The sequence below is a fragment of the Kitasatospora sp. NPDC018058 genome (assembly GCF_044327205.1).
Taxonomy (GTDB): Bacteria; Actinomycetota; Actinomycetes; order Streptomycetales; family Streptomycetaceae; genus Kitasatospora.
This window is the reverse complement of sequence record NZ_JBIRFA010000043.1, coordinates 25,963-50,684: the sequence shown is the minus strand read 5'-3', so window position 1 is coordinate 50,684 and position 24,722 is coordinate 25,963. Positions and strand designations below refer to the sequence as shown.

The 24,722-nt window shown below is 74.0% G+C and carries 19 protein-coding genes; 15 read left to right on the top strand and 4 right to left on the bottom strand.

The window, feature by feature from the left end:
* Positions 1 to 25: 25 nt before the first annotated feature.
* Positions 26 to 1,204, top strand: coding sequence for a glycosyltransferase family 4 protein (locus ACH4E7_RS37150; RefSeq protein ID WP_396253603.1), 1,179 nt, complete (start codon positions 26 to 28; stop codon positions 1,202 to 1,204).
* A gap of 7 nt (positions 1,205 to 1,211) precedes the next feature.
* On the opposite strand, the gene ACH4E7_RS37145 is transcribed toward ACH4E7_RS37150, so the two are convergent.
* A complete protein-coding gene (locus ACH4E7_RS37145) occupies positions 1,212 to 3,221 on the bottom strand; it encodes a glycoside hydrolase family 15 protein (protein ID WP_396253602.1) in 2,010 nt (669 codons plus the stop codon).
* A gap of 717 nt (positions 3,222 to 3,938) precedes the next feature.
* On the opposite strand from ACH4E7_RS37145, the gene ACH4E7_RS37140 reads away from it, so the two are divergent.
* The 10 genes from ACH4E7_RS37140 (at position 3,939) to ACH4E7_RS37095 (ending at position 16,506) form a co-directional block, all read left to right on the top strand.
* The gene (locus ACH4E7_RS37140; protein ID WP_396253601.1) at positions 3,939 to 5,618 is read left to right on the top strand and encodes a CTP synthase; all 1,680 of its coding nucleotides are present in this window, start codon (positions 3,939 to 3,941) and stop codon (positions 5,616 to 5,618) included.
* A gap of 92 nt (positions 5,619 to 5,710) precedes the next feature.
* Entirely contained in the window at positions 5,711 to 6,358 is a 648-nt protein-coding gene (locus ACH4E7_RS37135; protein ID WP_396253600.1) for an NUDIX domain-containing protein, read from the top strand.
* A gap of 241 nt (positions 6,359 to 6,599) precedes the next feature.
* Positions 6,600 to 8,627 carry a tetratricopeptide repeat protein gene (locus tag ACH4E7_RS37130; protein WP_396253599.1) on the top strand — a complete coding sequence of 676 codons (2,028 nt, stop codon included), beginning with the start codon at positions 6,600 to 6,602 and terminating at the stop codon, positions 8,625 to 8,627.
* A gap of 261 nt (positions 8,628 to 8,888) precedes the next feature.
* Positions 8,889 to 10,004: an alanine dehydrogenase gene (gene ald / locus ACH4E7_RS37125; protein WP_396253598.1), complete on the top strand. Its 1,116-nt coding sequence runs from the start codon at positions 8,889 to 8,891 to the stop codon at positions 10,002 to 10,004.
* 425 nt (positions 10,005 to 10,429) lie between these two features.
* Positions 10,430 to 11,497, top strand: a complete 1,068-nt coding sequence (locus ACH4E7_RS37120) for a ParA family protein (RefSeq protein WP_396253613.1) — start codon at positions 10,430 to 10,432, stop codon at positions 11,495 to 11,497.
* Positions 11,494 to 12,075, top strand: coding sequence for a hypothetical protein (locus tag ACH4E7_RS37115; protein WP_396253597.1), 582 nt, complete (start codon positions 11,494 to 11,496; stop codon positions 12,073 to 12,075). Before ACH4E7_RS37120 ends, ACH4E7_RS37115 begins: the two co-directional genes overlap by 4 nt.
* 156 nt (positions 12,076 to 12,231) lie before the next feature.
* Positions 12,232 to 13,110: a segregation and condensation protein A gene (locus ACH4E7_RS37110; RefSeq protein ID WP_396253596.1), complete on the top strand. Its 879-nt coding sequence runs from the start codon at positions 12,232 to 12,234 to the stop codon at positions 13,108 to 13,110.
* Positions 13,107 to 13,931: an SMC-Scp complex subunit ScpB gene (scpB, locus tag ACH4E7_RS37105; protein WP_396253595.1), complete on the top strand. Its 825-nt coding sequence runs from the start codon at positions 13,107 to 13,109 to the stop codon at positions 13,929 to 13,931. The genes ACH4E7_RS37110 and scpB overlap by 4 nt, the downstream gene beginning before the upstream one ends.
* 62 nt (positions 13,932 to 13,993) lie before the next feature.
* A complete protein-coding gene (locus tag ACH4E7_RS37100) occupies positions 13,994 to 15,274 on the top strand; it encodes a pseudouridine synthase (RefSeq protein ID WP_396253594.1) in 1,281 nt (426 codons plus the stop codon).
* Positions 15,275 to 15,498: 224 nt separating this feature from the next.
* Positions 15,499 to 16,506, top strand: a complete 1,008-nt coding sequence (locus ACH4E7_RS37095) for a helix-turn-helix domain-containing protein (protein WP_396253593.1) — start codon at positions 15,499 to 15,501, stop codon at positions 16,504 to 16,506.
* Between the two features lie 33 nt (positions 16,507 to 16,539).
* Here ACH4E7_RS37095 and ACH4E7_RS37090 read toward each other — a convergent pair whose 3' ends face one another.
* Genes ACH4E7_RS37090 through ACH4E7_RS37080 form a run of 3 tightly spaced genes read right to left on the bottom strand, consistent with a single transcriptional unit; the run spans position 16,540 to position 20,788 of the window.
* Positions 16,540 to 16,902, bottom strand: a complete 363-nt coding sequence (locus ACH4E7_RS37090; RefSeq protein ID WP_396253592.1) for a DUF952 domain-containing protein — start codon at positions 16,900 to 16,902, stop codon at positions 16,540 to 16,542.
* Between the two features lie 52 nt (positions 16,903 to 16,954).
* Entirely contained in the window at positions 16,955 to 18,517 is a 1,563-nt protein-coding gene (locus ACH4E7_RS37085) for a mucoidy inhibitor MuiA family protein (protein WP_396253591.1), read from the bottom strand.
* A 3-nt stretch (positions 18,518 to 18,520) separates the two neighbouring features.
* The gene (locus ACH4E7_RS37080; RefSeq protein ID WP_396253590.1) at positions 18,521 to 20,788 is read right to left on the bottom strand and encodes a DUF4139 domain-containing protein; all 2,268 of its coding nucleotides are present in this window, start codon (positions 20,786 to 20,788) and stop codon (positions 18,521 to 18,523) included.
* Between the two features lie 169 nt (positions 20,789 to 20,957).
* On the opposite strand from ACH4E7_RS37080, the gene ACH4E7_RS37075 reads away from it, so the two are divergent.
* From ACH4E7_RS37075 to cmk, 4 genes are all read left to right on the top strand, one after another.
* Positions 20,958 to 21,167, top strand: coding sequence for a hypothetical protein (locus ACH4E7_RS37075; RefSeq protein WP_396253589.1), 210 nt, complete (start codon positions 20,958 to 20,960; stop codon positions 21,165 to 21,167).
* Positions 21,168 to 21,186: 19 nt separating this feature from the next.
* On the top strand, positions 21,187 to 22,272 hold the full coding sequence (locus ACH4E7_RS37070; RefSeq protein ID WP_396253588.1) for a prephenate dehydrogenase: 1,086 nt from the start codon (positions 21,187 to 21,189) through the stop codon (positions 22,270 to 22,272).
* A gap of 61 nt (positions 22,273 to 22,333) precedes the next feature.
* Positions 22,334 to 23,716: a DUF4419 domain-containing protein gene (locus tag ACH4E7_RS37065; protein WP_396253587.1), complete on the top strand. Its 1,383-nt coding sequence runs from the start codon at positions 22,334 to 22,336 to the stop codon at positions 23,714 to 23,716.
* Between the two features lie 168 nt (positions 23,717 to 23,884).
* The gene (gene cmk / locus ACH4E7_RS37060; protein WP_355672802.1) at positions 23,885 to 24,598 is read left to right on the top strand and encodes a (d)CMP kinase; all 714 of its coding nucleotides are present in this window, start codon (positions 23,885 to 23,887) and stop codon (positions 24,596 to 24,598) included.
* Positions 24,599 to 24,722 lie beyond the last annotated feature (124 nt).

The following is a 24,722-nucleotide window of genomic DNA, read 5'->3' as shown; positions in this document are numbered from 1 at the left end:
TGGCGCGCGAACCTGATCGAGTCGGATGCGAGACGACGTGGACCATTCCGCCGCCCGGGCCACCGCGGCCGCCCCGGAACCGGGGCAGCTGCACGTGGTACTCGTCCTGGCCGCCAGCACCGGCGGCATCGGTGCGCACGTGCGCTCCCTGGCCCAGGGCCTGGTCGCGCACGGGGTGACCGTCACGGTCTGCGCGCCGGCCGGCACGGACGCGCTGTTCGGCTTCTCCCGCACCGGCGCCCGGTTCCACACCGTCGACATCACCCCCACCGCGGGCGCCCGCAGCGACGCCACCGCGATCGGCGAGCTGCGCCGGGCCTTCACCGGCGCCGACGTGGTGCACGCCCACGGACTGCGCGCCGGGCTGCTCTCCGACCTCGCGCTGCGCACCGCCGGCCGCTTCCCGGGCCTGCGCCCGGAGACCCCGCTGGTGGTCACCTCGCACCACGCGCTGCTGGCCACGGGCATGGAGCGCCGCCTGCAGCGGCTGATGGAGCGCCGGGTGGCGCGCGCGGCCGACCTCGTCCTCGGCGCCTCCTCCGACCTGGTCGCCCGGGCCCGCGAACTGGGCGCCACCGACGCCCGGCTGGGCCCGGTGGCCGCCCCGCCGATGCCCGAGGGCCGGCTCGGCCGCCCCGAGGCGCGCGCCGCGCTGCTCGGCGACGGCCCGGACCGCCCGCTGGTGCTGGCGGTCGGCCGGCTCGTCCCGCAGAAGGCCTTCGGGGTGCTGCTGGACGCCACCCGTGAGCTGTCCGCGCTGGACCCGGAGCCGTTGGTGCTGCTCGCCGGGGACGGCCCGGAGGCGGGCCCGCTGCGCGAGCGGGTGGCGGCCGAGAAGCTGCCGGTGCGCCTGCTCGGCTACCGCACCGACGTGCCCGACCTGTTGGCCGCCGCCGACGTGGTGGTGCTCTCCAGCCGCTGGGAGGCCCGTTCGCTGGTGGTCCAGGAGGCGATGCGGGCCGGTGTGCCGGTGGTCGCCACCGCCGTCGGCGGCATCCCCGAACTGGTCGGCGACGCCGCCGTGCTGGTGCCCCCGGGCGATCCGGCGGCGATCGGACGGGCGGTGCGCGAACTGCTGGCCGACCCCGCCGGCCGCGAGCAGCTGGTGGCGGCCGGCCGGCAGCAGGCCGAGACCTGGCCGGACGAGGCCGCCACCGTCGCCCAGGTGCTCAGCACCTACGACGAGTTGGTGCAGCGGTCCTAGGCGTGTCCTAGACGGTCGCCTGTTCGACCCGGTCGAAGCCCCGGCCGTCCGGCTGGGCCGACAGGTAGGCGGCGCCGCAGGCGGTCAGCCGCAGCGCGGTGTCGATCAGCGGGACGTGGCTGAAGGCTTGCGGGAAGTTGCCGACCTGGCGCTTGAGTCGCGGGTCCCACTCCTCGGCGAGCAGCCCGAGGTCGTTGCGCAGCGACAGCAGCCGGTCGAACAGCTCGCGGGCCTCCTGCACCCGGCCGATCATGGCCAGGTCGTCGGCCAGCCAGAACGAGCAGGCCAGGAAGGCGCCTTCGTGGCCGGACAGGCCGTCCACGTTGTTCCCCGTCTCGTCGTGGGTCGGGTAGCGCAGCACGAAGCCGTCCTCGGTGGACAGTTCGCGCTGGATCGCCTCGATGGTGCCGATCACCCGCTTGTCGTCCGGCGGCAGGAAGCCCACCTGCGGGATGAGCAGCAGCGAGGCGTCGAGTTCCTGGCCGCCGTAGTACTGGGTGAAGGTGTTGCGCTCGGGGTCGTAGCCCTTCTCGCAGACATCCCGGTGGATGGCATCGCGCAGCTCGCGCCAGCGCTCCAGGTGGCCGTCGGAGGGGGCGTCCTCGGGGGTCTGCTCCAGCAGCTTGATGGTGCGGTCGACGGCGACCCAGGCCATCACCTTGGAGTGGACGAAGTGCCGGCGCGGGCCGCGGACCTCCCAGATGCCCTCGTCCGGCTCCTGCCAGTGCTCCTCCAGGTACTCGATCAGGCGCAGCTGGAGGTGGAGGGCGTGGTCGTTGCGGACCAGGCCGGTCATGTGGGCCAGGTGCAGTGCCTCGACGACCTCGCCGTAGACGTCGAGCTGGAGCTGTCCGGCCGCGCCGTTGCCGACCCGGACGGGCTGGGAGCCCTCGTAGCCGGGCAGCCAGTCCAGCGAGGACTCGGTCAGCTCGCGCTCGCCCGCGATGCCGTACATGATCTGCAGGTTCTCCGGGTCGCCGGCGACCGCGCGCAGCAGCCACTCGCGCCAGGCGCGGGCCTCCTCGCGGTAGCCGGTGCGCAGCAGCGAGGAGAGGGTGATCGCGGCGTCGCGCAGCCAGGTGTAGCGGTAGTCCCAGTTCCGCTCGCCGCCGATGTCCTCCGGCAGGGAGGTGGTGGGGGCGGCGACGATGCCGCCGGTGGGGGCGTAGGTGAGGCCCTTGAGGGTGATCAGCGAGCGGATCACGGCCTCGCGGTAGGGGCCCTGGTAGGTGCACTGGTCGGCCCACTCGTGCCAGAAGTCGGTGGTGGCGTCGAGCATCGCCTCGGCGTCCGGGACGGCGGGCGGGTCCAGGTGGGAGGCCTGCCAGGTGAGGGCGAAGGCGATCCGCTCGCCGGCGTTGACGGTGAAGTCGGCGTAGGTGGTGAGGTTGCGCCCGTAGGTCTCGGCCTCGCCGTCCAGCCAGACCGAGTCGGGCCCGGCGACGGCGACGGTGCGGTGGCCGCCGTCGGCCTGCTCGACCCGGTGCACCCACGGGACGATCCGGCCGTAGGAGAAGCGCATCCGCAGCGCCGAGCGCATCCGTACGGTGCCGGCCACGCCCTCGACGATCCGGATCACCTGGGGGACGGCGTCGCGGCCGGCCAGCGGGCGGGGCGGCATGAAGTCGATCACCCGGACGGTCCCGCCCTGGGCGTCCCACTCCTGCTCCAGGACCAGCGAGTCGCCCCGGTAGCGGCGCCGGTCGGCGGGCACGGCGGGGGCGGACGCGCTGGGCGGGGGGACGCGCAGGTCGGCGGTGTCGGTGAAGCGGGCCTGGTCCGCGGCCGTGGCGGGTGCGTCGTTGGGGGCCGGGGCGGGAACGGGGACCTCGGTCACGACGGCTTCGGCCGGGCCGATCCGCCAGAAGCCGTGTTCATCGGTGCCGAGCAGGCCGGCGAACACGGCCGGCGAGTCGAAGCGGGGAAGACAGAGCCAGTCCACCGCCCCGTCCCTGCTGACCAGGGCGGCGGTCTGCATGTCCCCGATGAGTGCGTAGTCCTCGATACGGCCGGCCACGTGGATCTCCAGTTCGCAATGTGGTCAGGGCATCGGCGAACGAGGGAGCGAGCGGTCTGCGGGGCCGGGGGTCCACCCCGGGACGTCCGGTCCGCCGGGGGTGGTGGCGGGCCTTGCTGGAGTGTCCGCGCGGGGCTCGGTCGAGCCCCTGAGGTGGGTGGGGAGGAGCTGGAATACGGGGAGGTCCGGTCGCGCATCGGGGACCGGGAGTGTCCTGACCTCCCACGCCCTCCGCGTGCTCGTGCTGTCGGCGATGCGTCCGTGCAGCTTACGACGGACGAAAGGGGCGAAGCACGCGGACGCAGCCTCGTGTGGCGCCGCAATTCGGCGGAAATGCCGTGCATCGCGTGGGCCCGGCGCAGGATGGTCCGGAAGGATCACCTCCGGGTGGTCGTAACGGAGGGGCCGGCATGGCCCGGGCGGAGACCGCGGGCTGGCCCGGTCCGGCCGGTGGTGCCACCGGTGCGACTCGTGCGGCGTATGGTGCGCCGGTGGTGCGCCCGGCGCACGCCCCCGGAACGCCGCGCGCGGGCCGAAGGGCGTCCCGGTCAGGTCACTGATACCCTGGTATCCCGTGGACCGGCGGGATCAAACGCCCCGGACCAGCCGAACCGACGACCCTTCGAGCGCCGAGCACCTGCCGGCCTCCCGTCGCCCGGCGGGCCGAGAGCCTCCCGCCCACGTCACCTTCGACACGCGACCCACGGGAGCCCCCTCTTGGCACAGCCCCATTCCGGCAAGGCAGCGAACGGCCGCGCCGTGACGACCAAGCACCTCTTCGTCACCGGGGGTGTCGCCTCTTCGCTCGGCAAGGGGCTCACCGCCTCCAGCCTCGGCGCGCTGCTCAAGGCCCGCGGCCTGCGCGTGACGATGCAGAAGCTCGACCCGTACCTCAACGTGGACCCGGGTACCATGAACCCGTTCCAGCACGGTGAGGTCTTCGTCACCGACGACGGCGCCGAGACGGACCTGGACATCGGCCACTACGAGCGGTTCCTGGACACCAACCTGCACGGCTCGGCGAACGTCACCACCGGCCAGGTGTACTCGACCGTCATCGCCAAGGAGCGCCGCGGCGAGTACCTGGGCGACACCGTCCAGGTCATCCCGCACATCACCAACGAGATCAAGTCCCGGATCCGCCGGATGGCGACCGAGGACGTCGACGTGGTGATCACCGAGGTCGGCGGAACCGTCGGCGACATCGAGTCGCTGCCGTTCCTGGAGGCCGTCCGCCAGGTCCGCCACGAGGTCGGCCGGGACAACGTGTTCTTCGTACACGTCTCCCTGCTGCCGTACATCGGCCCCTCGGGCGAGCTCAAGACCAAGCCCACCCAGCACTCCGTCGCCGCCCTGCGCAACATCGGCATCCAGCCGGACGCCATCGTGCTGCGCGCCGACCGCGAGGTCCCGCAGGCGATCAAGCGCAAGATCTCGATGATGTGCGACGTGGACGAGGAGGCCGTGGTCGCGGCCATCGACGCCAAGTCGATCTACGACATCCCCAAGGTGCTGCACGGCGAGGGCCTGGACGCCTACGTGGTGCGCCGCCTCGACCTGCCGTTCCGCGACGTGGACTGGAGCACCTGGGACGACCTGCTGCGCCGCGTCCACGAGCCGCAGCACATCGTCAAGGTCGCCCTGGTCGGCAAGTACATCGACCTGCCGGACGCCTACCTGTCGGTGACCGAGGCGCTGCGCGCCGGCGGCTTCGCCAACAACGCCCGGGTCGAGATCAAGTGGGTCACCTCGGACGACTGCGAGACCCCCGAGGGCGCCCAGGCGCAGCTCGGCGACGTGGACGCGATCTGCATCCCCGGCGGCTTCGGCGACCGCGGCGTCAACGGCAAGGTCGGCGCGATCACCTACGCCCGCGAGAACAAGATCCCGCTGCTGGGCCTGTGCCTGGGCCTGCAGTGCGTGGTCATCGAGGCAGCCCGCAACCTGGCCGGCCTGCCCGAGGCCAACTCCACCGAGTTCGACGCCGCCGCCAAGCACCCGGTCATCTCCACCATGGCCGAGCAGCTGGCCATCGTCGACGGCAAGGGCGACCTGGGCGGCACCATGCGCCTGGGCCTGTACCCGGCCAAGCTCGCCGAGGGCTCGATCGTCCGCGAGGTCTACGGCGGCGAGCAGTACGTCGAGGAGCGCCACCGCCACCGCTACGAGGTCAACAACGCCTACCGCGCGGACCTGGAGAAGACCGGCCTGCAGTTCTCCGGCCTCTCGCCCAAGGGCGACCTGGTCGAGTACGTCGAGTACCCGCGCGAGGTGCACCCCTACCTGGTGGCCACCCAGGCCCATCCGGAGCTGAAGTCCCGCCCGACCCGCCCGCACCCGCTGTTCGCGGGCCTGGTCAAGGCCGCCATCGACATCAAGACCGCGGCCTCCGAGTAATCCCCGGTCGTTCACCGGACGGCGGCCCCGCGATTCCCGCGGGGCCGCCGTCCGGCGTTAGATTGTGTCGTACTGACGAAAAGGGGAGAGCGATGGACGAGCAGAGCGACCAGGGGATCGCCGACGTGGCCGAGGAGTGGGAGGTCCGGGGCGGCGAGACGCCGTTCCAGGGCAAGGTCACCGGTGTGCGCAGCGAGGAGGTCCGGATGCCCGACGGCAGCTGGGCCCGCCGCGACTACCAGACCCACCCCGGCTCGGTCTCGGTGCTCGCCCTGGACGACAAGCAGCGGGTGCTGGTCCTGCGCCAGTACCGCCACCCGGTCCGCCAGCGGCTGTGGGAGCTGCCGGCCGGCCTGCTCGACGTGCCCGGCGAGAACCCGTGGCACGCCGCGCAGCGCGAGCTGTACGAGGAGGCGCACTGCAAGGCCGACACCTGGCGGATCCTCGCCGACTACTACACCTCCCCGGGCGGCACCGACGAGGCGCTGCGGATGTTCCTGGCCACCGACCTGTCGGCCGCCGAGGGCGAGCGGTACGAGGCCGAGGGCGAGGAGCAGGAGATCGAGGTCGCCTGGGTGCCGGTGCCCGAGCTGATCCGGCTGATCCACGCCGGGCAGTTGCACAACCCGACCCTGATCACCGGCACCCTCGCCGTGCACGCCGCGCTCACCGGCCCGGACGGCCTGGACGGGCTGCGCCGGCCGGACTCGCCGTGGCCGGCCCGACCCTTCGAGGCGTGAACGCGCCTCGTGAGGCGGGCGCCCTTCCGGACGTGGACGGACGACCCGGTTTGATGCCTTGGGGTGATTTGCCGGTTCGTACGACCGGATGTCACCTCGGCTGAGCCGGACGGTCGAACTACGCTTCGCAGACAGGGCGCCCGTGCCGGGCCGCCTCCGCCGAGCGCCGGACGCTGACCAGCCGGATGCCGGACGCGGGATGATGTCGGGAGTGGCACGGGTGGCGAGGAAGACGGCGACGATGGACCCCGGCCCTGACACGCCCGCGAGTGCCGTCCCCGGTCTGGAACGGCTGCCGGCCGGGCCCGCGCTGTTCGCCGGGCGGCGCGCCGAACTGGCCGCGCTGCGGGCGGCCGCCACCCGCCGGGTGAGCGGCCGCTGCCCGGTGCTGGTGCTGGCCGGGCGCCCCGGCTCCGGCCGGACCGCGCTCGCCGCCCGCTTCGCCCGGACCGTCGCCGCCGACTACCCGGACGGCGTGCTGTTCGTCCGGCTGTCCGCCCCCGACGGTGGGCGGGTGCCGCCCGGCCGGGCCGCCCGGCTGCTGCTGGAACAGCTCGACCCGCAGGCCGCCGTGCCGCTGTCGGGCACGGTCGAGGACGGGCGGGACGAGCCGGGCTGTGTCGCACTGCGGGAGGCGCTGGCGGGGCTGAGGGTCCTGCTGGTGCTGGACGACGTGCGGGACGCCGGGCAGGTGTGGCCGCTGCTGGCCGACGAGCCCGGCTGTCTGGTGCTCGCCGCCACGGCCGGGCCGCTCACCGGGATCGAGGACATCGACCCGGTGATCCTCGGCGGGCTGGACCGGGAGGCCTCCGGCGAACTGCTGGCCGACCTGGTCGGCGGCACCCGGATCTCCTGCGACCCGGTCGGCGGGGCCGACCTGGCCGAGGCCTGCGCCGCCCGGCCGGCCGCGCTGCGGCTGATGGCGGGGTGGCTGCGGGGCAACCCGAAGACCGCGGTCACGGACGCGGCGCGGGAGCTCAACCTGGTGGTGGGGGAGGAGTCGGCGGCCGCGGGTGCCAAGGGCGGCAGGACCGGCAAGACCGGGAAGGCGGCCAGGGTCGCCGCCGAGGCGGTGAAGAAGAAGGAGAGCCCGCAGCAGTCGGCGCAGGACAAGGCCGCGGAGCCGGCCGCCGTGCCGGAGCCCGCCGGCGACCCGTCGACCTGGGTCAAGCCGGAGCCGGAGCCGGCCGAGCCGGTGCCCGTCCCCGACAACGACCCGCTGATCGGGGCGTTCACCCTGATCTACCGCACCCTGTCGCCTGCCCAGGCGCGGATGCTGCGCACCCTCACCCTGGCCCCGGCGCAGACCGCCGACCCGCGCACCGCCTCCGCGCTGGTCGGCTGCCCGGCGCCGGAGGCCGCCGCGACGCTGGCCGCGCTGGCCGAACGGGAGCTGCTCGGCGAGGAGGCGCCGGCCGCCGACGGCACCCCGCGCTACCGGGTACCCGGGCGGCTCTATCCGCGGCTGGTCAAGCTGCGCGAGCAGGAGGACCGGTCCGCCGAGACCGAGCTCGCCCGGGCCCGGCTGCTGGAGCGGCTGGTCCGGCTCACCGAGTCGGCCCGCGCCCTGCTCGACCCGGCGGGCGGCCCCGGCCCCGAGCCGCTGCCCGTCGCGCTGCGGCTGCGCTCGGCCGAGCACGCCCGGGACTGGCTGCTCGGCGAGCGGGAGCTGCTGCTCGGCGCGGTGGCCGACGCGATCGGCCAGGGGGACCTGGACGGCTCGGCCGGGCGGCTGGTCACCGCGCTGCTGCGGTCGCTGCCGCTGACCGGCGTCGCCGCCCCCGCCGACCTCTACCGGCTGCACGAGCTGGTGCTCACCGTCGCCGAGCGCAACGGCCGCCCCCGCCGGGCCTCGGCCGCGCTGCTCAACCTGGGGGACCTGCAGGTCGCGGCGGGCCGCTGGGAACAGGCCGCGGCCCACTACCGGGCCGCCCTGGAGCACGCCCGTTCGGCTGCGGACGAACCGCTCTGCGCCCGGGCCCTGGAGAGTGCGGCCGGCTGCCACCGGGCGCTCGGCGACGCGGTGCGCGCCGCCGACTGGTACGGGCGGGCGCTCGGCCTGCGGCAGTCGCTGGGGGACCACGCGGCGGAGGCCCGGCTGCTGGCCCGGGTGGCCGAGGCGCACACCGCGCAGCGCCGCTTCGAGGAGGCCGACCGGGAGTACCGGGCGGCGCTCGCGGTGCTGCGCAGGATCGGCGACGAACGGGGCCGGGAGGCCGTCGGGGCGGCCCTCGCCGACCTGCGGGAACGCGTCGAGGCCGGGTGGTGAGGGTGGTTTCAGAGGTATTGTCGAAGGTGCCCGATTGCGACGCCTTTGACAGGTAAGTTCCGACGGAAGCCTACGAACCTGCCAATGTGTTCGGCGAAATTATTCGATTTGGAAGGCTGACAGGCTGCCTGGGCTTCATTACACTCGAACTCAGTCGCGCAGCGATCCCCTGCCCCGGCCTGCCCGGAGGCTTCCCCACGTGCGCGTCGCCCACCGGTCTTCTCCGGTCGGGACCCCCATGGCAAGAGGACGTGTTTAGCCGTGAAGGTCGGCATCCCCCGCGAGGTCAAGAACCACGAGTACCGCGTGGCCATCACGCCCGCCGGCGTGCATGAGCTGGTCCGCAACGGACACGAGGTCTACATCGAGGACAACGCCGGTCTCGGCTCCTCGATCCCCAACGAGGAGTACGTGGCCGCCGGCGCCACCATCCTCCCCACCGCCGACGAGGTGTGGGCCACCGCCGACCTGCTGCTGAAGGTCAAGGAGCCCATCGCCTCGGAGTACCACCGGCTGCGTAAGGGCCAGACCCTCTTCACGTACCTGCACCTGGCGGCCGACCGGGCCGGCACCGATGCGCTGATCGCCTCGGGCACCACTGCCATCGCGTACGAGACCGTGCAGATGGGCAACGGCGCGCTGCCGCTGCTCGCCCCGATGTCCGAGGTCGCGGGCCGCCTGGCCCCGCAGGTCGGCTCGTACCACCTGATGCGTCCGGCCGGCGGCCGCGGCGTGCTGCCCGGCGGCGTGCCCGGCACCCACCCGGCCAAGGCCGTCGTCATCGGCGGCGGCGTCTCCGGCTGGCACGCGGCCACCATCGCCATCGGCATGGGCTACGACGTGACCCTGCTCGACCGCGACATCAACAAGCTGCGCGAGGCCGACCGGATCTTCGGCACCAAGATCAAGGCCATCATGTCCAACTCCTTCGAGCTGGAGAAGGCCGTCCTGGACGCCGACCTGGTCATCGGCGCCGTGCTGATCCCGGGCGCCAAGGCCCCGAAGCTGGTCACCAACGAGCTGGTCTCCCGCATGAAGCCGGGCTCCGTGCTGGTCGACATCGCCATCGACCAGGGCGGCTGCTTCGAGGACTCGCACCCGACCACGCACGACGACCCGACCTTCCAGGTCCACAACTCGGTCTTCTACTGCGTGGCCAACATGCCGGGCGCCGTCCCGAACACCTCCACCTACGCGCTGACCAACGCCACCCTGCCGTACGTCATCGAGCTGGCGAACCGCGGGTGGAAGGAGGCGCTGCGTCGCGACGGGGCGCTCGCCAAGGGCCTCAACGTGCACGAGGGTCAGATCACCTTCCCGGCCGTGGCCGAGGCCTTCGGCCTGGAGTCGGTCTCGCTGGAGAGCGTGCTCGCCTGAACTCCTTGACCGCGCGGCGGTCGTTCGCCCTCGACCCGATCCGTTCGGGTCGGGGGCTTCGCCGTGCCCGTGAACACTCGGTGGACCCGGTGGGTCGCTCTGTCGTCAATTTCCGTGGGTCGTGTCACCCGCCCGCAGAAACGTTAGGGTCATAGGCCTACTCATCCCTTGACAGCAGCCCGCCCGATAGTCGACACATCATGCCTACTACCGTGGATTGTGTTGCTGCGAACGCCTTGAACGGCCTAGAGTCGCAAACCGTCGGCATGCTGCCACGCTGACGAATCGACATAGAGTCCTGGATGCCCAAGGAGGTAAGACGACTTGTGAATGAGTCGACAATTGCTCCCGGGGGTGGTCAGCCAGGACTGGCGGAGCTCACCGCCGGCCAGCCGAGTGAGGAGTCCGGGGCCCGGCAGCCCACCGTGGGCTCGGCCGAGGTCGGCTCGGTCGCACTCCGTACCTTCGAAGCACGTCAGAACACAGCACAGGTGACCACGGTGACCGATCAAGACGCCGACCTGGCGGCCTACGGCCTGGCCTACGGCGAGTTCGCCTACGGTGCCTACGACGACCCGGACGCCGAATACGAGCCGGACCCGGAGTACGCCGCCACGCTGGCCCCCGACGCCGCGCGCCAGCGCCGTGAGCGGGTCGGTCCCACCGGCCGTCCGCTGCCGTACTTCCCGATCCCCGCGCCGGTCGCCGAGCACGGCCCCGCCCAGATCATCGCCATGTGCAACCAGAAGGGCGGCGTCGGCAAGACCACGTCGACCATCAACCTGGGCGCGGCGCTGGCCGAGTACGGCCGCCGGGTGCTGCTCGTCGACTTCGACCCGCAGGGCGCGCTCTCGGTCGGACTGGGCGTCAACCCGATGGAACTCGACGTCACCGTCTACAACCTGCTCATGGAGCGGGGCCTGACGGCCGATGAGGTGCTGCTGAAGACGGCCGTGCCGGGCATGGACCTGCTGCCGTCCAACATCGACCTCTCCGCCGCCGAGGTGCAGCTGGTCAGCGAGGTGGCCCGGGAGTCCGCGCTGGCGCGCGCCCTGAAGCCGCTGCTGCCCGACTACGACTACGTCATCATCGACTGCCAGCCCTCGCTGGGCCTGCTGACGGTCAATGCGCTGACGGCCGCTCACAGCGTGATCGTCCCGCTGGAGTGCGAGTTCTTCGCGCTGCGCGGTGTCGCGCTGCTGACCGAGACCATCGAGAAGGTGTGCGAGCGGCTCAACCCGGAGCTGCGCCTGGACGGCATCCTCGCGACCATGTACGACTCGCGCACCGTGCACAGCCGTGAGGTGCTGGCGCGGGTCGTCGAGGCGTTCGGCGAGCACGTCTTCCACACCGTCATCGGGCGGACCGTGCGCTTCCCGGAGACCACCGTCGCCGGCGAGCCCATCACCACGTACGCGACCAACTCGGTCGGTGCCGCCGCCTACCGCCAGCTCGCCAGGGAGGTGCTCGACCGGTGCCGCCCCGCCGAGTGAGTCTCCCGGGTGCCGACGAGCTGTTCCGGACCACCGGCGGGATGGCGCTGTCGCCGTCCCTCGCGCCGCGTCCGGCCGCCGAGGCATCCAGACCGGAGACCGCGCGGACCGTCAACGGCACGGGCGGCGCCGAGGGTGCCCAGGACGACCGGCAGGTGTCGCAGGAGCAGCAGTCGGCCGCCGCGGTGCCGTCGCCCGCGCAGCGGCCCACCGGGGACCAGGGTGCCGCGACGGCCGGGCAGACCGTGTCCGGCGGCCGAGGCGCCGCAGCCGCCCCGGCGGCCCGTACGCACGCGGGTGCCGCCGAGGAGCAGGCCGGTGCCGCCGGGCGCGCCCGGCCGCGGGGGCGCGCGCCGCGCCGCCCGAGCGGGCGTGAGCGGCACGACGAGAAGATCACCGTGTACGTGTCCGCCGAGGAGCTCATGGACCTCGAGCACACCCGGCTGGTGCTGCGCGGCGAGCACGGCCTGGCCGTGGACCGCGGGCGGATCGTCCGGGAGGCCATCGCGGTCGTCCTGGCGGACCTGGAGCAGCGCGGTGAGGCCTCCATCCTGGTCCGGCGGCTGCGCGGCCGCTAGGGGCGGCCGCTAGGGGCCGTCCGGACGGGTGCCGAGGGCTGGTCCGACGGGCGCTGGGCGCCGTCGGCCGTCGGCCGGGGTCCCGGGCCCCGTCGGGCGGCGTGTCGGTGGCCCCGGGGCGGGGCGGCGGGCGGCGGCGGGTGAAGATGGACCCTCATGCCGAGCACCGTCGAAACACCAGCCAGCGCCGCGAACCCCGACGGGGATGAGTCCCGGGGCGGCTTCCAGGTGCGGCTGGACAACTTCGAGGGGCCCTTCGACCTGCTGCTCAGCCTGATCGCCAAGCACAAGCTGGACATCACCGAGGTGGCGCTGGCCACGGTGACCGACGAGTTCATGGCGCACATCCGGGCGATGGGGCCGGACTGGGACCTGGACGCGGCGACCGAGTTCCTGGTGGTGGCCGCCACCCTGCTGGACCTCAAGGCCGCCCGGCTGCTGCCGGTGGCCGAGGTCGAGGACGCGGAGGACCTCGCGCTGCTGGAGGCGCGGGACCTGCTGTTCGCGCGGCTGCTGCAGTACCGGGCGTACAAGCGGGCGGCGGCGCTGTTCGGTGAGCGCTGGGCGGCCGAGCTGTTGCGGCGGCCGCGGACCGTCGGGCTGGAGCCCCGGCACGCCGAGCTGCTGCCCGAGGTGGTGATCACCATCGGGCCGGAGCGGTTCGCGCAGCTGGCCGCCAAGGCGATGGAGCCCAAGCCGAAGCCGGTGGTCTACGTGGACCACATCCACACCCCGCCGGTCAGCGTGCGCGAGCAGGCCGGCCTGGTGGTCGACCTGCTCACCGGGCTGGGCGAGGCCTCCTTCCAGCAGCTGGTCGCGGACGCGCCGGACACCCTGGTGGTGGTCGCCCGCTTCCTCGCGTTGCTGGAGCTGTACCGGGAGCGGGTGCTCGCCTTCGAGCAGCCGGAGGCGCTCGGCGAGCTGCGGGTGCGCTGGGTGGCCGAGGAGGGCCGGGGCGCGGTCGAGGTCACGGACGAGTTCGACCGCCCCGCGGGCGAGGCCGCGGAAGAGGCGAAGGAGGACGGGCGGCGATGAGTGCCGGGAACGACGGCGGGCGGCCGGTGCGGCGTCCGCTCGGGCTGCCGGGGCGGGCGCGGGCCGAGGAGTGGCTGGAGCCGGCCTTCGAGCTGCTGCCCGAGCCGGTGGCGGCCCCCGTGGACACCGAGCCGTGGGTGGGGCACCGGATAGCGGACCCGTCGACGTCCGAGGTGCCGGAGGAGCCTGCCGGGCCCGGGCTGCGGGCCGAGCTGGAGGCGATCCTGATGGTCGTCGACGAGCCGGTCACCGAGGAGCGGCTGGCCGGAGTGCTGGAGCGGCCGCGGGCCGAGGTGGCCGCGGCGCTGCGCGAGCTCTCCGTCGAGTACGAGGCCGCGGGCCGCGGGTTCGACCTGCGGCTGGTGGCCGGCGGCTGGCGGTTCTACAGCCGGGACAGCTGCGCGCGGGCCGTCGACCGCTTCCTGCTGGACGGCCAGCAGGCCCGGCTGACCCAGGCCGCGTTGGAGACCCTGGCCGTGGTCGCCTACCGGCAACCGGTGTCCAGATCGCGGGTTTCCGCCGTCCGCGGTGTGAACTGTGACGGCGTGATGCGTACCCTGGTACAGCGAGGACTGGTGGAAGAGGCCGGATCCGAGCCCGAAACAGGTGCGATCCTGTATCGGACGACGAACTACTTCCTGGAACGGATGGGGCTCCGCGGCTTGGACGAGCTGCCGGAGCTCGCTCCCTTCCTGCCCGAGGTCGACGACGTGGAAGCGGAGTCCCTGGAGGGCACGATGATCGCGGAGGCGGTCGCCGCCGCTGCCGCACAGGCCGTGGACGGCAGTGGCGAGGCCGACCGGGCAGCGCCCGATCGGTAGGGGGAGGTGAGGTCGGCCGAGACGACCGCACATCCCAGACGAAACGACGTACGGACATTTTGATGCGTAGCAGTGGCAACGGCAGGAACGGCAGCGGCGGCGGCGGCGGCAGCGGTCGCGGCGGACAGGGCGGGGGCCGGGGCGGCTCCTACGGCGGGGGCAGCGGCGGCGGCCGCGGCGGACAGGGCGGGGGCCGGGGCGGCTCCTACGGCGGGGGCAGCGGCGGCGGCCGCGGCGGCTCGGGCTCGCGTGGCGGCTCGTACGGCTCCGGTTCGCGCGGCGGGTCGGGCGCGGGTTCGCGCGGCGGCTCGTACGGGCGGGACGACCGGCGCGACGACCGCCGTGACGACCGCCGCTACCCGGACCGCCCGCTGCGGCCCGAGGAGCGCAAGTACGACCGCCCCGAGTACGGCGGCGGCCCGAACGCCACCCCGGCCCGCGGCGGCTTCGCCGGCCGGCGCCCCGGCCCGGCCCCGCGTCCGCGCCGTGAGGGCCAGGGCGCCCCGGGCGACCCGCGCCGCCAGCCGCAGCGCTCGCGTGAGCTGCAGGCCAAGATCGAGGACGCCGTCCTCGCCCGGCACGACAAGCCGGCCGTCAAGCTGCCCAAGACCTTCGGCGAGCCCGAGGGCGAGCGCCTGCAGAAGGTGCTGGCCCGGGCCGGCATCGGCAGCCGCCGCGCCTGCGAGGAGCTGATCGAGCAGGGCCGGGTCGAGGTCAACGGCAAGCAGGTCACCGAGCAGGGCAAGCGGGTCGACCCGGCCAACGACGAGATCAAGGTCGACGGCCTGACCGTCGCCACCCAGTCCTACCTGTTCTTCGCGCTCAACAAGCCGGCCGGCGTGGTCTCCACCATGGAGGACCCGGAGGGCCGCCAGTGCCTCGGCGACTACGTGACCAACCGGGAGACCCGGCTGTTCCACGTGGGCCGCCTGGACACCGAGACCGAGGGCATCATCCTGCTCACCAACCACGGCGAGCTGGCCCACCGCCTCACCCACCCCAAGTACGGCGTGACCAAGACCTACCTGGCCGCCATCCAGGGCCCGATCCCGCGCGACCTGGGCAAGCAGCTGGCCCAGGGCGTCGAGCTGGAGGACGGCTACGCCCGTGCGGACAGCTTCAAGGTGATCTCCAACGTCGGCAAGAACTACCTGGTCGAGGTGACCCTGCACGAGGGCCGCAAGCACATCGTCCGCCGGATGCTGGCCGAGGTCGGCTTCCCGGTCGAGAAGCTGGTGCGCACCCACTTCGGCCCGATCGCGCTCGGCGACCAGAAGTCGGGCTGGCTGCGCCGCCTGACCAACCCGGAGGTCGGCCAGCTGATGCGCGAGGTCGGCCTGTAGGCCACCGGTTTTTCACCGGTTGTTCGTCGGAGGGTCCCCCGCCCGTGGTGGCGGGGGGCCCTCCTGCGTGTATGTGAGCCAGGACGCAACCGCTGGTCACGGCCTTGTCAGCGTCATGATCCGTGGCAGAGGATGGCCACCGGACCACCGCCCCGCCGTGTGGCGGGACTGCGCCAGGACGGGCGCCGGTGGGGGTGTTCGGGCGAACAGGGGGAGACGGCGTCGTGTCCGATGCAGTACTGGGACGATCAGCCGGACAGGCGCTCGGGCCGCTGGGGCTGGCCGAGCCGGACGGGCAGGTCTACGCGGCGCTGGTGGCCAGCCCGCAGTCCACCGCGGAGGAGCTGGCCGAGAGCTGCGGTCTGACGTTCCAGCAGAGCGTGCGCGCGCTGGACCGGCTGGCGCAGCAGGGCATGGCCACCCGCGCGCCGGTGGACCGGGAGCGCTACCTGCCGGTCGCCCCGGACGTGGCGATCGGCACCTTGATCGGCCACCGGGAGTCCGAACTGCGGCACGCCCGGGCCGAGATGCACCGGTTGATGGACGCCTTCCGGGAGGCCTCGCGCTACACCGACCCGGCGCACTCGGTGGAGGTGCTGACCGGCGGCGAGGCGATCGCCCAGCGGCTGGAGCACATCACCGGGACCAGCCAGTACCAGGTCCGCGGCTTCGACCGCCCGCCGTACATCCAGGACCCGGTGGCGCCGATACCGCTGCAGCGGCGGCGGCTGCGGGAGGGGCTGAAGTTCCGGACCATCTACGACCGGGAGGCGGTGGCCTGGCCCGGCCGGCTGGAGCGGAACATCCTGGTCGGCGTCACGGACGGCGAGGAGGCCCGGGTGCGGCCGACCCTGCCGATGAAGATGATCATCTCGGACGACCGGATGGCGATCATCCCGATCAGCGTCGGCGACAGCGTCCTGGACGCCGCGTACGTGATCCACCCCTCGGCGCTGCTGCAGGCGCTGGACACGCTGTTCGAGGCGGAGTGGGAGCGGGCCGTGCAGCTGCAGGCCGCGATCGGCACCGGGGAGGCGTCGCTGGAGCCGGAGGCCGACCACCGCAAGCTGCTGGGCCTGCTGGCGGCCGGGCTGACCGACGAGTCGATCGCCCGTTCGCTCGGCTGGAGCGCCCGGACCACCCAGCGGCGGTTGCAGAGCCTGATGCGCTCGTTGGGGGCCACCACCCGCTTCCAGGCCGGGATGGCGGCCCGGGAGCGGGGGTGGCTGTGAGCTGTCCTTGCGTGGGGCCCTTCTCGTGTGGGCTCAGCTCCAGGGGGTGAGGGCCGCCCAGCGGCCGTCCGGGCCGCGCTCGACCTTCTCCAGGCCGACCACGGCGGAGCGGTTCAGCCGGCCGTAGATGTGCGGGAACAGGATGTCGGGGGTGGCCCCGGGCGGCGGGGCGCCGTGCGGGGCCTCCCACTTGACCATCGGTTCCACCAGCGACTCCTCGATCAGCAGCACCATCAGCGGGTCGGGGGTGTCGGCGAAGAAGGCGTTGGCCACCGCGAGCGCCGTCTGCTCGTCCGCCGAGCAGTGGATGAACCCGTCGGTGAGCAGCGACGCGGCGGCGTACGGGCGGCCGGGGTCGGTCAGCCAGTCGTCCAGGGGAGCGAGGTGGAGGATCATGTTCCTTTTCTACCCGTTTCAGTCCTGAGCGGTCGTCACGATGGCCCGGGCGTCACAGCCCGGCCACCTTGGCGGACGCCGAGACCTCGTACACCAGGGTGAGGGTGCGGCGGGCGCCGGGGCCGAGCGGCACGTCCCAGCGGACGATGCCCCCGGCGTCGAAGGAGTCCGGCGGCGGGGAGCACTCCTCCTTGCGCAGCCGGACCTCGACCGCCGTCACCTCGGAGACCGGCACCCGTTCACGCACCGTGACCAGCTGCTCGCCCCGCTCCTCCGGAGCGGAGAAGCGGGACAGGTGCAGCCGGACGGTGCGCGTGGTGGTCTGGCGGCCGGTCAGGGCGGCGGTGGCCTGGCGCTCCTCGGCCTCGCGGACCACCCGGTAGCCGTCCGAGCTGCCGAAGGACAGCTCGGCGTCGGCCCCGGCGGCGGTGAAGCGCAGCTCGCCGCGGCCGGTGAAGCCGCTGCCCCGGACCAGCTCGACCGGGCCGGCCAGCAGCGGGTGCCCGGCCGTGTTGCGGAACCGGACCACCTGGGTGACCAGCGGGGACAGCTCCGGGGCGCAGGCGTACTCGCGGCCCGCCGGGCCGGTGAAGGCGCCCAGCGGGACCTTGTGGGCCCGGCCGTCGGAGGGGACGGTGGCCGGGGCGGGGGCGGGCAGCACCCGCACCTCGCCGCCGTCGTCCAGGCCCGGGACGGCCGTGGTCGGGCCGAGGGTGCTGATCGCCTCCTCGCGCAGCTCGACCTCGACCGTGCGGCGCTCCTCGTCGGTGCGCTCGCGCAGCATCAGCATGTCCTCGGTGAGCGCGGGCGGGTCGGTGGCGAGGGCGGAGCGGGCGGTGGAGAAGGTGAGCCGGGCGCCCGTCCAGTCCTCGCCGGTGCGCTGCCAGACCACCGCCTCCGACTCCAGGCGCAGGCTGCCGCCGTCCAGGGTGGCGCGGTAGGAGGGGCGCCAGAGCGCGCAGGGCACCAGGTGGCTGACGGTCAGCCCGGCCGGGCCGGACCGCGCGGCCTCGACGGTGAGCTCCAGGTGGGCCACCAGTTCGGCGGGCTCCTCCTCGGCCTCGTCCAGAGCGATCAGGGCCTGGGAGCGCTCCTGGTCCAGGCGGCGCAGCCGGGAGTGGGTGGCGCGCAGCTCCTCGCCGTAGCGCTCGCGTTCGGCGTGCACCCGGTCCAGCTCGCGGGCCCAGCGGGTGCGCTCGATCTCGCCGACGCCGGCGCCCTCGCCGACCTCGCGCAGCAGGTCGGCGGTCAGCTGGGCGAGCAGCGCCAGGCGGGCCTCCAGCCGGGCCCGGGTCTGGTCCGCGAGACGGGACTCGGCCTCCAGCCCGTGCAGCCGGTGGCGCAGCGCGGAGTCCTGCGGCCCGGGCGGCAGCGGGGCGCGCGGCGTCCAGGTGCGGACCAGCCGGGCCTCCAGCACCCGGGTGCCGGGAGTGGCGGTCTCGGCGCGCAGGGTGCGGTCCACGGCCAGGGCGGTGAGCGGGCCCAGGCGCAGCCGCTGGACGCCCTCGGCGAGCTCGACGGACACCGTGCGCTCGATCTGGGCGCGGTCCTCCAGGCAGGTGACGGCGGTGACGGGGAGGGGGGTGTCCTGAGGAGGCGTGTTGGCTCCGGTCATCTGTCAGTTCCTCCGGTTTCCGCCGACGATGGCCTTTCCGGCCGGGATCTTGATCTGGTAGCCGCCGTCCAGCTCGGCGTGGCCGCCCGGCGGCAGGTCGACCCGCCAGAGCCGGGTGCTGGGCGGGCACTCCGGCGTCGGGACGGTCGGGGCGTGCCAGTCGGCGCGCTCCTCGATCCGGATCTCGGCGTCGGAGGTGACCGGCACGCGCTCGCGGACCTCCACGGTGACGGCGCGGCCGAGCCGGTTCGCCAGCTGGACGTGCACCCGGTGGTCGAGCACGGTGCTGTTGCCCTTCAGCATGCCCGTGGCGGACTCGCGCAGCTCGGTGCGGCGCGCCACCTCGATGCTCTCGGTGACGCCGATGCCCAGGCGCCGCATGCCGCCGGGGGCGAGGGTGGGCAGGGCGGCGGTGAGCAGGAACTCCTCGTCCACGGTGACCTCGACCGGGCCGGCGAGCACCGCGCGGTCGGTGCGGTTGGCGAGCACCAGGGTCGCGTACACCTTCTCCTCGACGGCCGGGACGGTGACGTACTCCGGGCGGACGGAGAGCGGGATCTCGTCCACCGTGACGGTGTGCCAGGTGCCGTCGGACGGGATGTCGGCGGGGGCGACCGCGTCGAAGCGGTGGTCGAAGGAGCCGGCCGACTTGCGGGGCGGGACGGCGTGGCGGGGGAGGGCGAGGTCGCGGACGCGGCTGCCCTGGCGGCCGCCGGGGAGGAACCGCTGCAGTTCCTCGCGCTCGACCCGCGCGGGGTTCGGGCGCAGGGTGCCGCGCCGGTCGGCGGGGGCGTCGGGGCCGGCCAGGACGAGGTCGGGGTAGTCGAGCAGGGTGGTGTCGGGGGTGAAGCCGGTGCTCGGCGGCGGGGTGGCGCGTCGGCGAAGGTGGTTTCGGCGGGCCTCCTCCGGCGGGGCGCCGCCCGGGGCCTGCGGCATCGGTGCGGCGGTGGGGGCCGGCGCGGGGGCGGAGAGCGCGGGCGGGGCGCCGTAGCCGGCGAAGCCGGGCGGTGGGGGCGCGGGCATCGACCGGACGGGCTCCTGGGCCGGCTCCTGGACGCTCAGCGAGCCGCCGCCGTACGGGCCGGCGGGCGGTGCTTCGTCCGCGAGGAACTCGGGGCGGGGGCCGGTGGGAGGGGCGCCGCCGGGGCGGCTGAGGCGGCCGGGGTGGCCGGGGCGGCCGGCCATCCGCGCGGCCTTGGCCGGCACGGGGGCCGACACCGGGAGCGGGACGTCGCGCTCGGCGGTGGGGCGGGTGGCGTCGGCCGCGTCGTAGCCGGTGAAGAGGTCGGACAGGCCGGCCGGGGGCTCGCGCCAGCCGGAGGGCGGCGGGGCGGGCTGGCTGCGGCCGATCCGCAGCGAGCTGAGCTTGGGCAGGTCGGTGCGGCGGTCGAGGTCGGCGGTGGACAGGGCGAGCCGGACGCCGCTCCAGTCCTCGCCGGTGTACTGGGCGACGGCGGCGCGCAGGACCAGGCGGCCGGCGTCGGAGCCGGTGCGGTAGGAGAGGCGGTAGGCGGGCACCCAGCGGGCGGTGGGGACGCCGTACTCCAGCTCCAGCTCCAGCTCCAGCTCCAGGTCCAGGTCCGGGTCGGGCTGTCGGGCGTCGGTTCGGTCCTCGGTGTGCTCGGGCGGGTGCCCGGTGTGCAGGGTGAGCAGGACGGTGGCGGTGGTCCCGACCGGCTCGGTCCGGTCGGCGGTGGACGTCCGCTCCAGTCGGTCGGCGGCCAACCGGCGCTCGTGGTCGGCGAGTTCGATCTCCCGGGTGAGCTGCTCGGCGCGCTCCTGGAGTCGGGCCAGCCGCTCGTCGACGAAGTCGGCGAGCTCCAGCCACGCCTCGGCGGGGGTGCGGCGCAGTGGCTCGTCGGGGCGGCGCTGCGGCGGGACGGCGCGCAGCGCGGCGGTCTCGGCGATCGCGGCCTGGACCAGTCGGTGGCGCTCGTTCAGCGCGCTCTGGCGCTCCATGGTCTCGTCCAACTCGCGCCGCAGGGCGGGGAGTTCGTCCGACTCGCGGAGCTCGGCGAGCTGTTCGAGGCGAGCCTCGGTGACCACCGCGCCGGCCGGTCCGGAGAGCACCCGGGCACGCAGCGAGTTGCCGTCCAGGGAGTCGGGCAGTCCGGTCAGCCGCAGCCGTCCGTCGGGCGGGACCGGGACGGTGGCCCGGCGGCGGCACACCGCACCCTCGGCGTACACCACGACGGAGTCCAGTACCGACGGGTGGGCCGGTACGGCGGGCGGTTTCGACGGCCTGGTGTGACTGTTGTGCTGATCGTCCATGCGTAACCCCTTCGTTCGCGTCCGGTGTGCCGCATCGCCTCGCGCCGACTTGCCGCGTCGTCCCCCGGGCGGCCAGTCTGCCCCGGTTCGGGGTGGGCGTCGCCGGATTTCCCGGGGCGCGGCGTGTGCACTGTGGGGGACGGGGGCGGGGGCGGTGCGGTTGCCGTCGTTGGTGCTGGTGCTGGTGCTGGTGCTGGTGCTGGTGCTGGTGCTGGTGCTGGTGGCGGTGTCGGTGTCGGGTGCCGTCGCCGGTGAGGCGGGGTCGGGGCGGTTGTCGGGGGCCGGCGGGTGGGAGGATGGGCGCGGGTGCTCCCGGCCGGTCCCGGCACCTGGCGAGAATCGTCGGAGCATCGTCGAACCGTCGAGTCGAGAACCGTGATCGAGGAGAGCCACCCGTCATGCGCACTGCCGTCGTCGTCGGCACCGGACTCATCGGCACCTCCGCCGCCCTGGCCCTGGCCGCGCGCGGGCTGACCGTCCATCTGGAGGACGCCGACCCGGACGCCGCCCGCACCGCCGAGTCGCTCGGCGCGGGCACCACCGAACCGGCCGAGGGCCCGGTGGACCTGGCGATCATCGCCGTTCCGCCCGCGCTGGTCGGCAAGGTGCTGGCCGACTGTCAGCGCCGCAACCTGGCGCACTGGTACACCGACGTGGCCAGCGTGAAGGCCGGTCCGGGCAGTGAGGTGGCGGCGCTCGGTTGCGACACGGTCCACTACATCGGCAGTCACCCGATGGCCGGCCGCGAGCGCTCCGGCCCGCTGGCCGCCCGCGCCGACCTGTTCGAGGGCCGTCCCTGGGTGCTGACCCCGACCGCCGACACCGACACCGACACGCTCAACGCCGCGCTGGAGCTGGTCGCGCTCTGCGGTGCGATGCCGATCGTGATGGACGCGGCCCAGCACGACCGGGCCGTCGCTCTGGTCTCGCACGCCCCACAGCTGGTGTCCTCGCTGGTCGCGGCCCGGCTGGAGCACGCCGACGAGACGGCGATAAGGCTCTCCGGCCAGGGCGTGCGCGACGTGACCCGGATCGCCGCCTCCAACCCCGGGATGTGGGTCGACATCCTGTCGGCCAACGCCGACGCGGTCGCGGACGTGCTGGAGCTGGTCGCCTCGGACCTTGGCGAGACCGTCACCGCGCTGCGCGCCCTGGCGGCGGTCGAGGAGGGCGAGCGCCGGGCCGGCGCCCAGGGCATCGAGGCGGTCATGCGGCGAGGCAACTCCGGGCAGGCCCGCATTCCCGGCAAGCACGGCGCGCCGCCCACCCGGTACGAGACGGTCGCGGTGGTGCTCGGCGACCAGCCGGGCGAGCTGGGCCGGCTGTTCGGGGAGGTCGGCGAGGCCGGGGTCAACATCGAGGACGTCGCCATCGAGCACTCGGACGGAAAGCAGGTCGGTTTCGTCCAGCTGTCGGTGGCGCCGTCGGCGGTCAAGCGGCTCGCGGCGGCGCTGCGGGCGGGCGGGTGGAGCGTTCGCGACTGACGGTCGGCGGGGGATCGAAGCCGGCCCGGGGGTCGGCGGGCGAACAAGTACGGGGGTTGGTGTGATCATCGATATTCCGCTCGGGGACGGGCAGGAGCCGGGCGACGCGGCGGGGTTGGAGGTCGTGGGGAACGACGGCTTCCTGGCGGCGGTGGTCGGCGGGGAGTTCGCCGTCCTCCACCGCAGCACGGGGACGCTGCTGGCGGCCGAGGGAGCGCCGGAGCTGCCGGAGGGCGCGCCCGAGCCGACCTGGAGCCTGCTGCTGCGCGCCGCCCACCAGGCGTTCTGCGGACACCTGCCGCTGAGCCTGTCGCCGGACGTGCTCTGGTACGCGGTGGTGCACGAGGTCGCGGTGCATGTACGGCTGAACGCCGGGGCGTACGAGGGACTGTTCACCTCGACCCCGGGGGAGAAGCGGACCATCGTGGTCCGGGACGACAGCCTGCTGGACGCCGATCCGGACTGGGCGCGGTCGATCCGGCTGGTGCGGGAGCCGCTGGCGGCGGCGATCGGGCCGGAGCTGGTGGAGCTGTTCCAGCCGACCTTCTCCACCACGACGCCGGACGACGTCTCGGCGGCGCTGGTGGCCCTGATGGACGTGGTCAGTCCGTACTACGAGTTCCTCTGGATCTCGCTGTGCGGCATCCCGAGGATCCGGCTGGAGGGCACCGCCGAGGACTGGGCGCTGCTGGCACGGCGGGTCGGGGAGCTGGCGCAGTGGTTCGAGCCGCTCGGGCCGTGGCTCGCGGAACTGCGGCCGGTCGTGGCGGAGATCGCGGCGACGGCGGCGGGCGGGCCGGTGGACCAGGAGTTCTGGGGCTCGTTCTACAAATGGCGCTCGGAGTCCGGGGGCCCCTATGTGTCCGGGTGGCTCACCGCCTTCTTCGCGCACACCCAGACCATGTCCGGGCCGGAGGCGCGGACGGACTTCCGCTGGCGGGGCGGGCGGACGCGGTTCACCGAGAACGCCTTCCCGTCGCACGTGTCGAAGGTGCCCTTCGACTGGCAGACGCCGGCCGGGACCTCGACGATGGCCTTCGTCGGCGGGGTGCTCGGCATCGAGCGCGACGGGGAGTACGTACGGCCCAGGCTCGGGAACGCGGTGCTGCGGATCCTGCGGGCGGCGCCGGACCCGGCGGCCGAGCAGGCCCGGCTGGCCGCGGAGCAGCTGCCAGAGGGGTGGACGGTCGAGCGGGTGCGGGAGGTGACCGGGGTCGACTGCGCCCGGCTGCTGGAGACGGACCTGGAGGTGGAGCGGCGGCCCGGGGACGGCGGCCGGGCCACACTGCGGGCGGTGATCGAGCTCCATCCGCCGCTCTCCCTGATCAGGCTGGACGAGGAGTGGTGGACGGCACTGCTGATCCGCCGCCGCGGTGAGGTCTGCCCGGAGTTGCGGCAGGGCCCCGATCTGGAGGCCGCGCTTCGGAGGCTGCACCGCTGGTGAGCGGGGTGGGGGCGCGGTGCTGGTCGGGGTGGGACGGGGCTGGGACCGGGGTGGTGATCGCGGGGGATCGGGGTGTGGCGGCGGTCCATTAACCTTGAGGGAGACAAATCCCCGGCCGTCCGCCCGCGCAGGCGTCGGCTTCCATGCTCAGAGAGAGGTTCGCCCCCCGTGGATACTGCCGACCGAGCGCACGCCCCGGTCGTCGTCGCCATCGACGGACCCTCCGGCTCCGGTAAGTCGACCGTCTCGCGGGCGGTCGCCGCCCGGTTGGGCCTGAGCTTCCTGGACACCGGCGCCATGTACCGGGCGATGACCTGGTGGATGCTGGCCAACGACGTCGACGTCGACGACGCGGAGGCGGTGGCCGTCGCGTGCGGCAAGCCGGTGATCGTGTCGGGGACCGACGCCGACGGCCCCACCATCACGGTGGACGGCCGGGACGTCTCCGGCCCGATCCGGGGCCCCGAGGTGACGGCGCAGGTCAGCGCCGTGGCCGCGGTGCCGGCGGTGCGGGCCCGGCTGGTGGAGCTGCAGCGCGGCTGCGCCGAGGTCGCCGAGCGCGGCATCGTCGCCGAGGGCCGGGACATGGGGACCGTGGTGTTCCCGGACGCCACCGTCAAGGTCTTCCTGACCGCCTCCGAGCGGGCCCGGGCCGAGCGCCGGGCGGCCGAGCTGCGCGCCAAGGGCGTGGACGAGGCGACCATCACCGCGATGGCCGCCGACCTCGCCCGCCGCGACGCCGCCGACTCCTCGCGCGAGACGGCTCCACTGACCCAGGCCGCCGACGCGGTGCTGGTGGACACCAGCGAGCTCACCCTGGAGCAGGTGATCGACCGGATCACCGCGCTGGTGGAGGAGCGGGCCGGGCTGTCGTCGGTCTGACCGGTGGTCGAGCCGACCACCGGCTGACCACCGAATGGCGATCCGACCACTGTGACGATCTGACCACTGAATGAACCGCGGGCCGTCGAGGTGCCGCGGAGGAAACCATCGCGCTGCCCCGAGC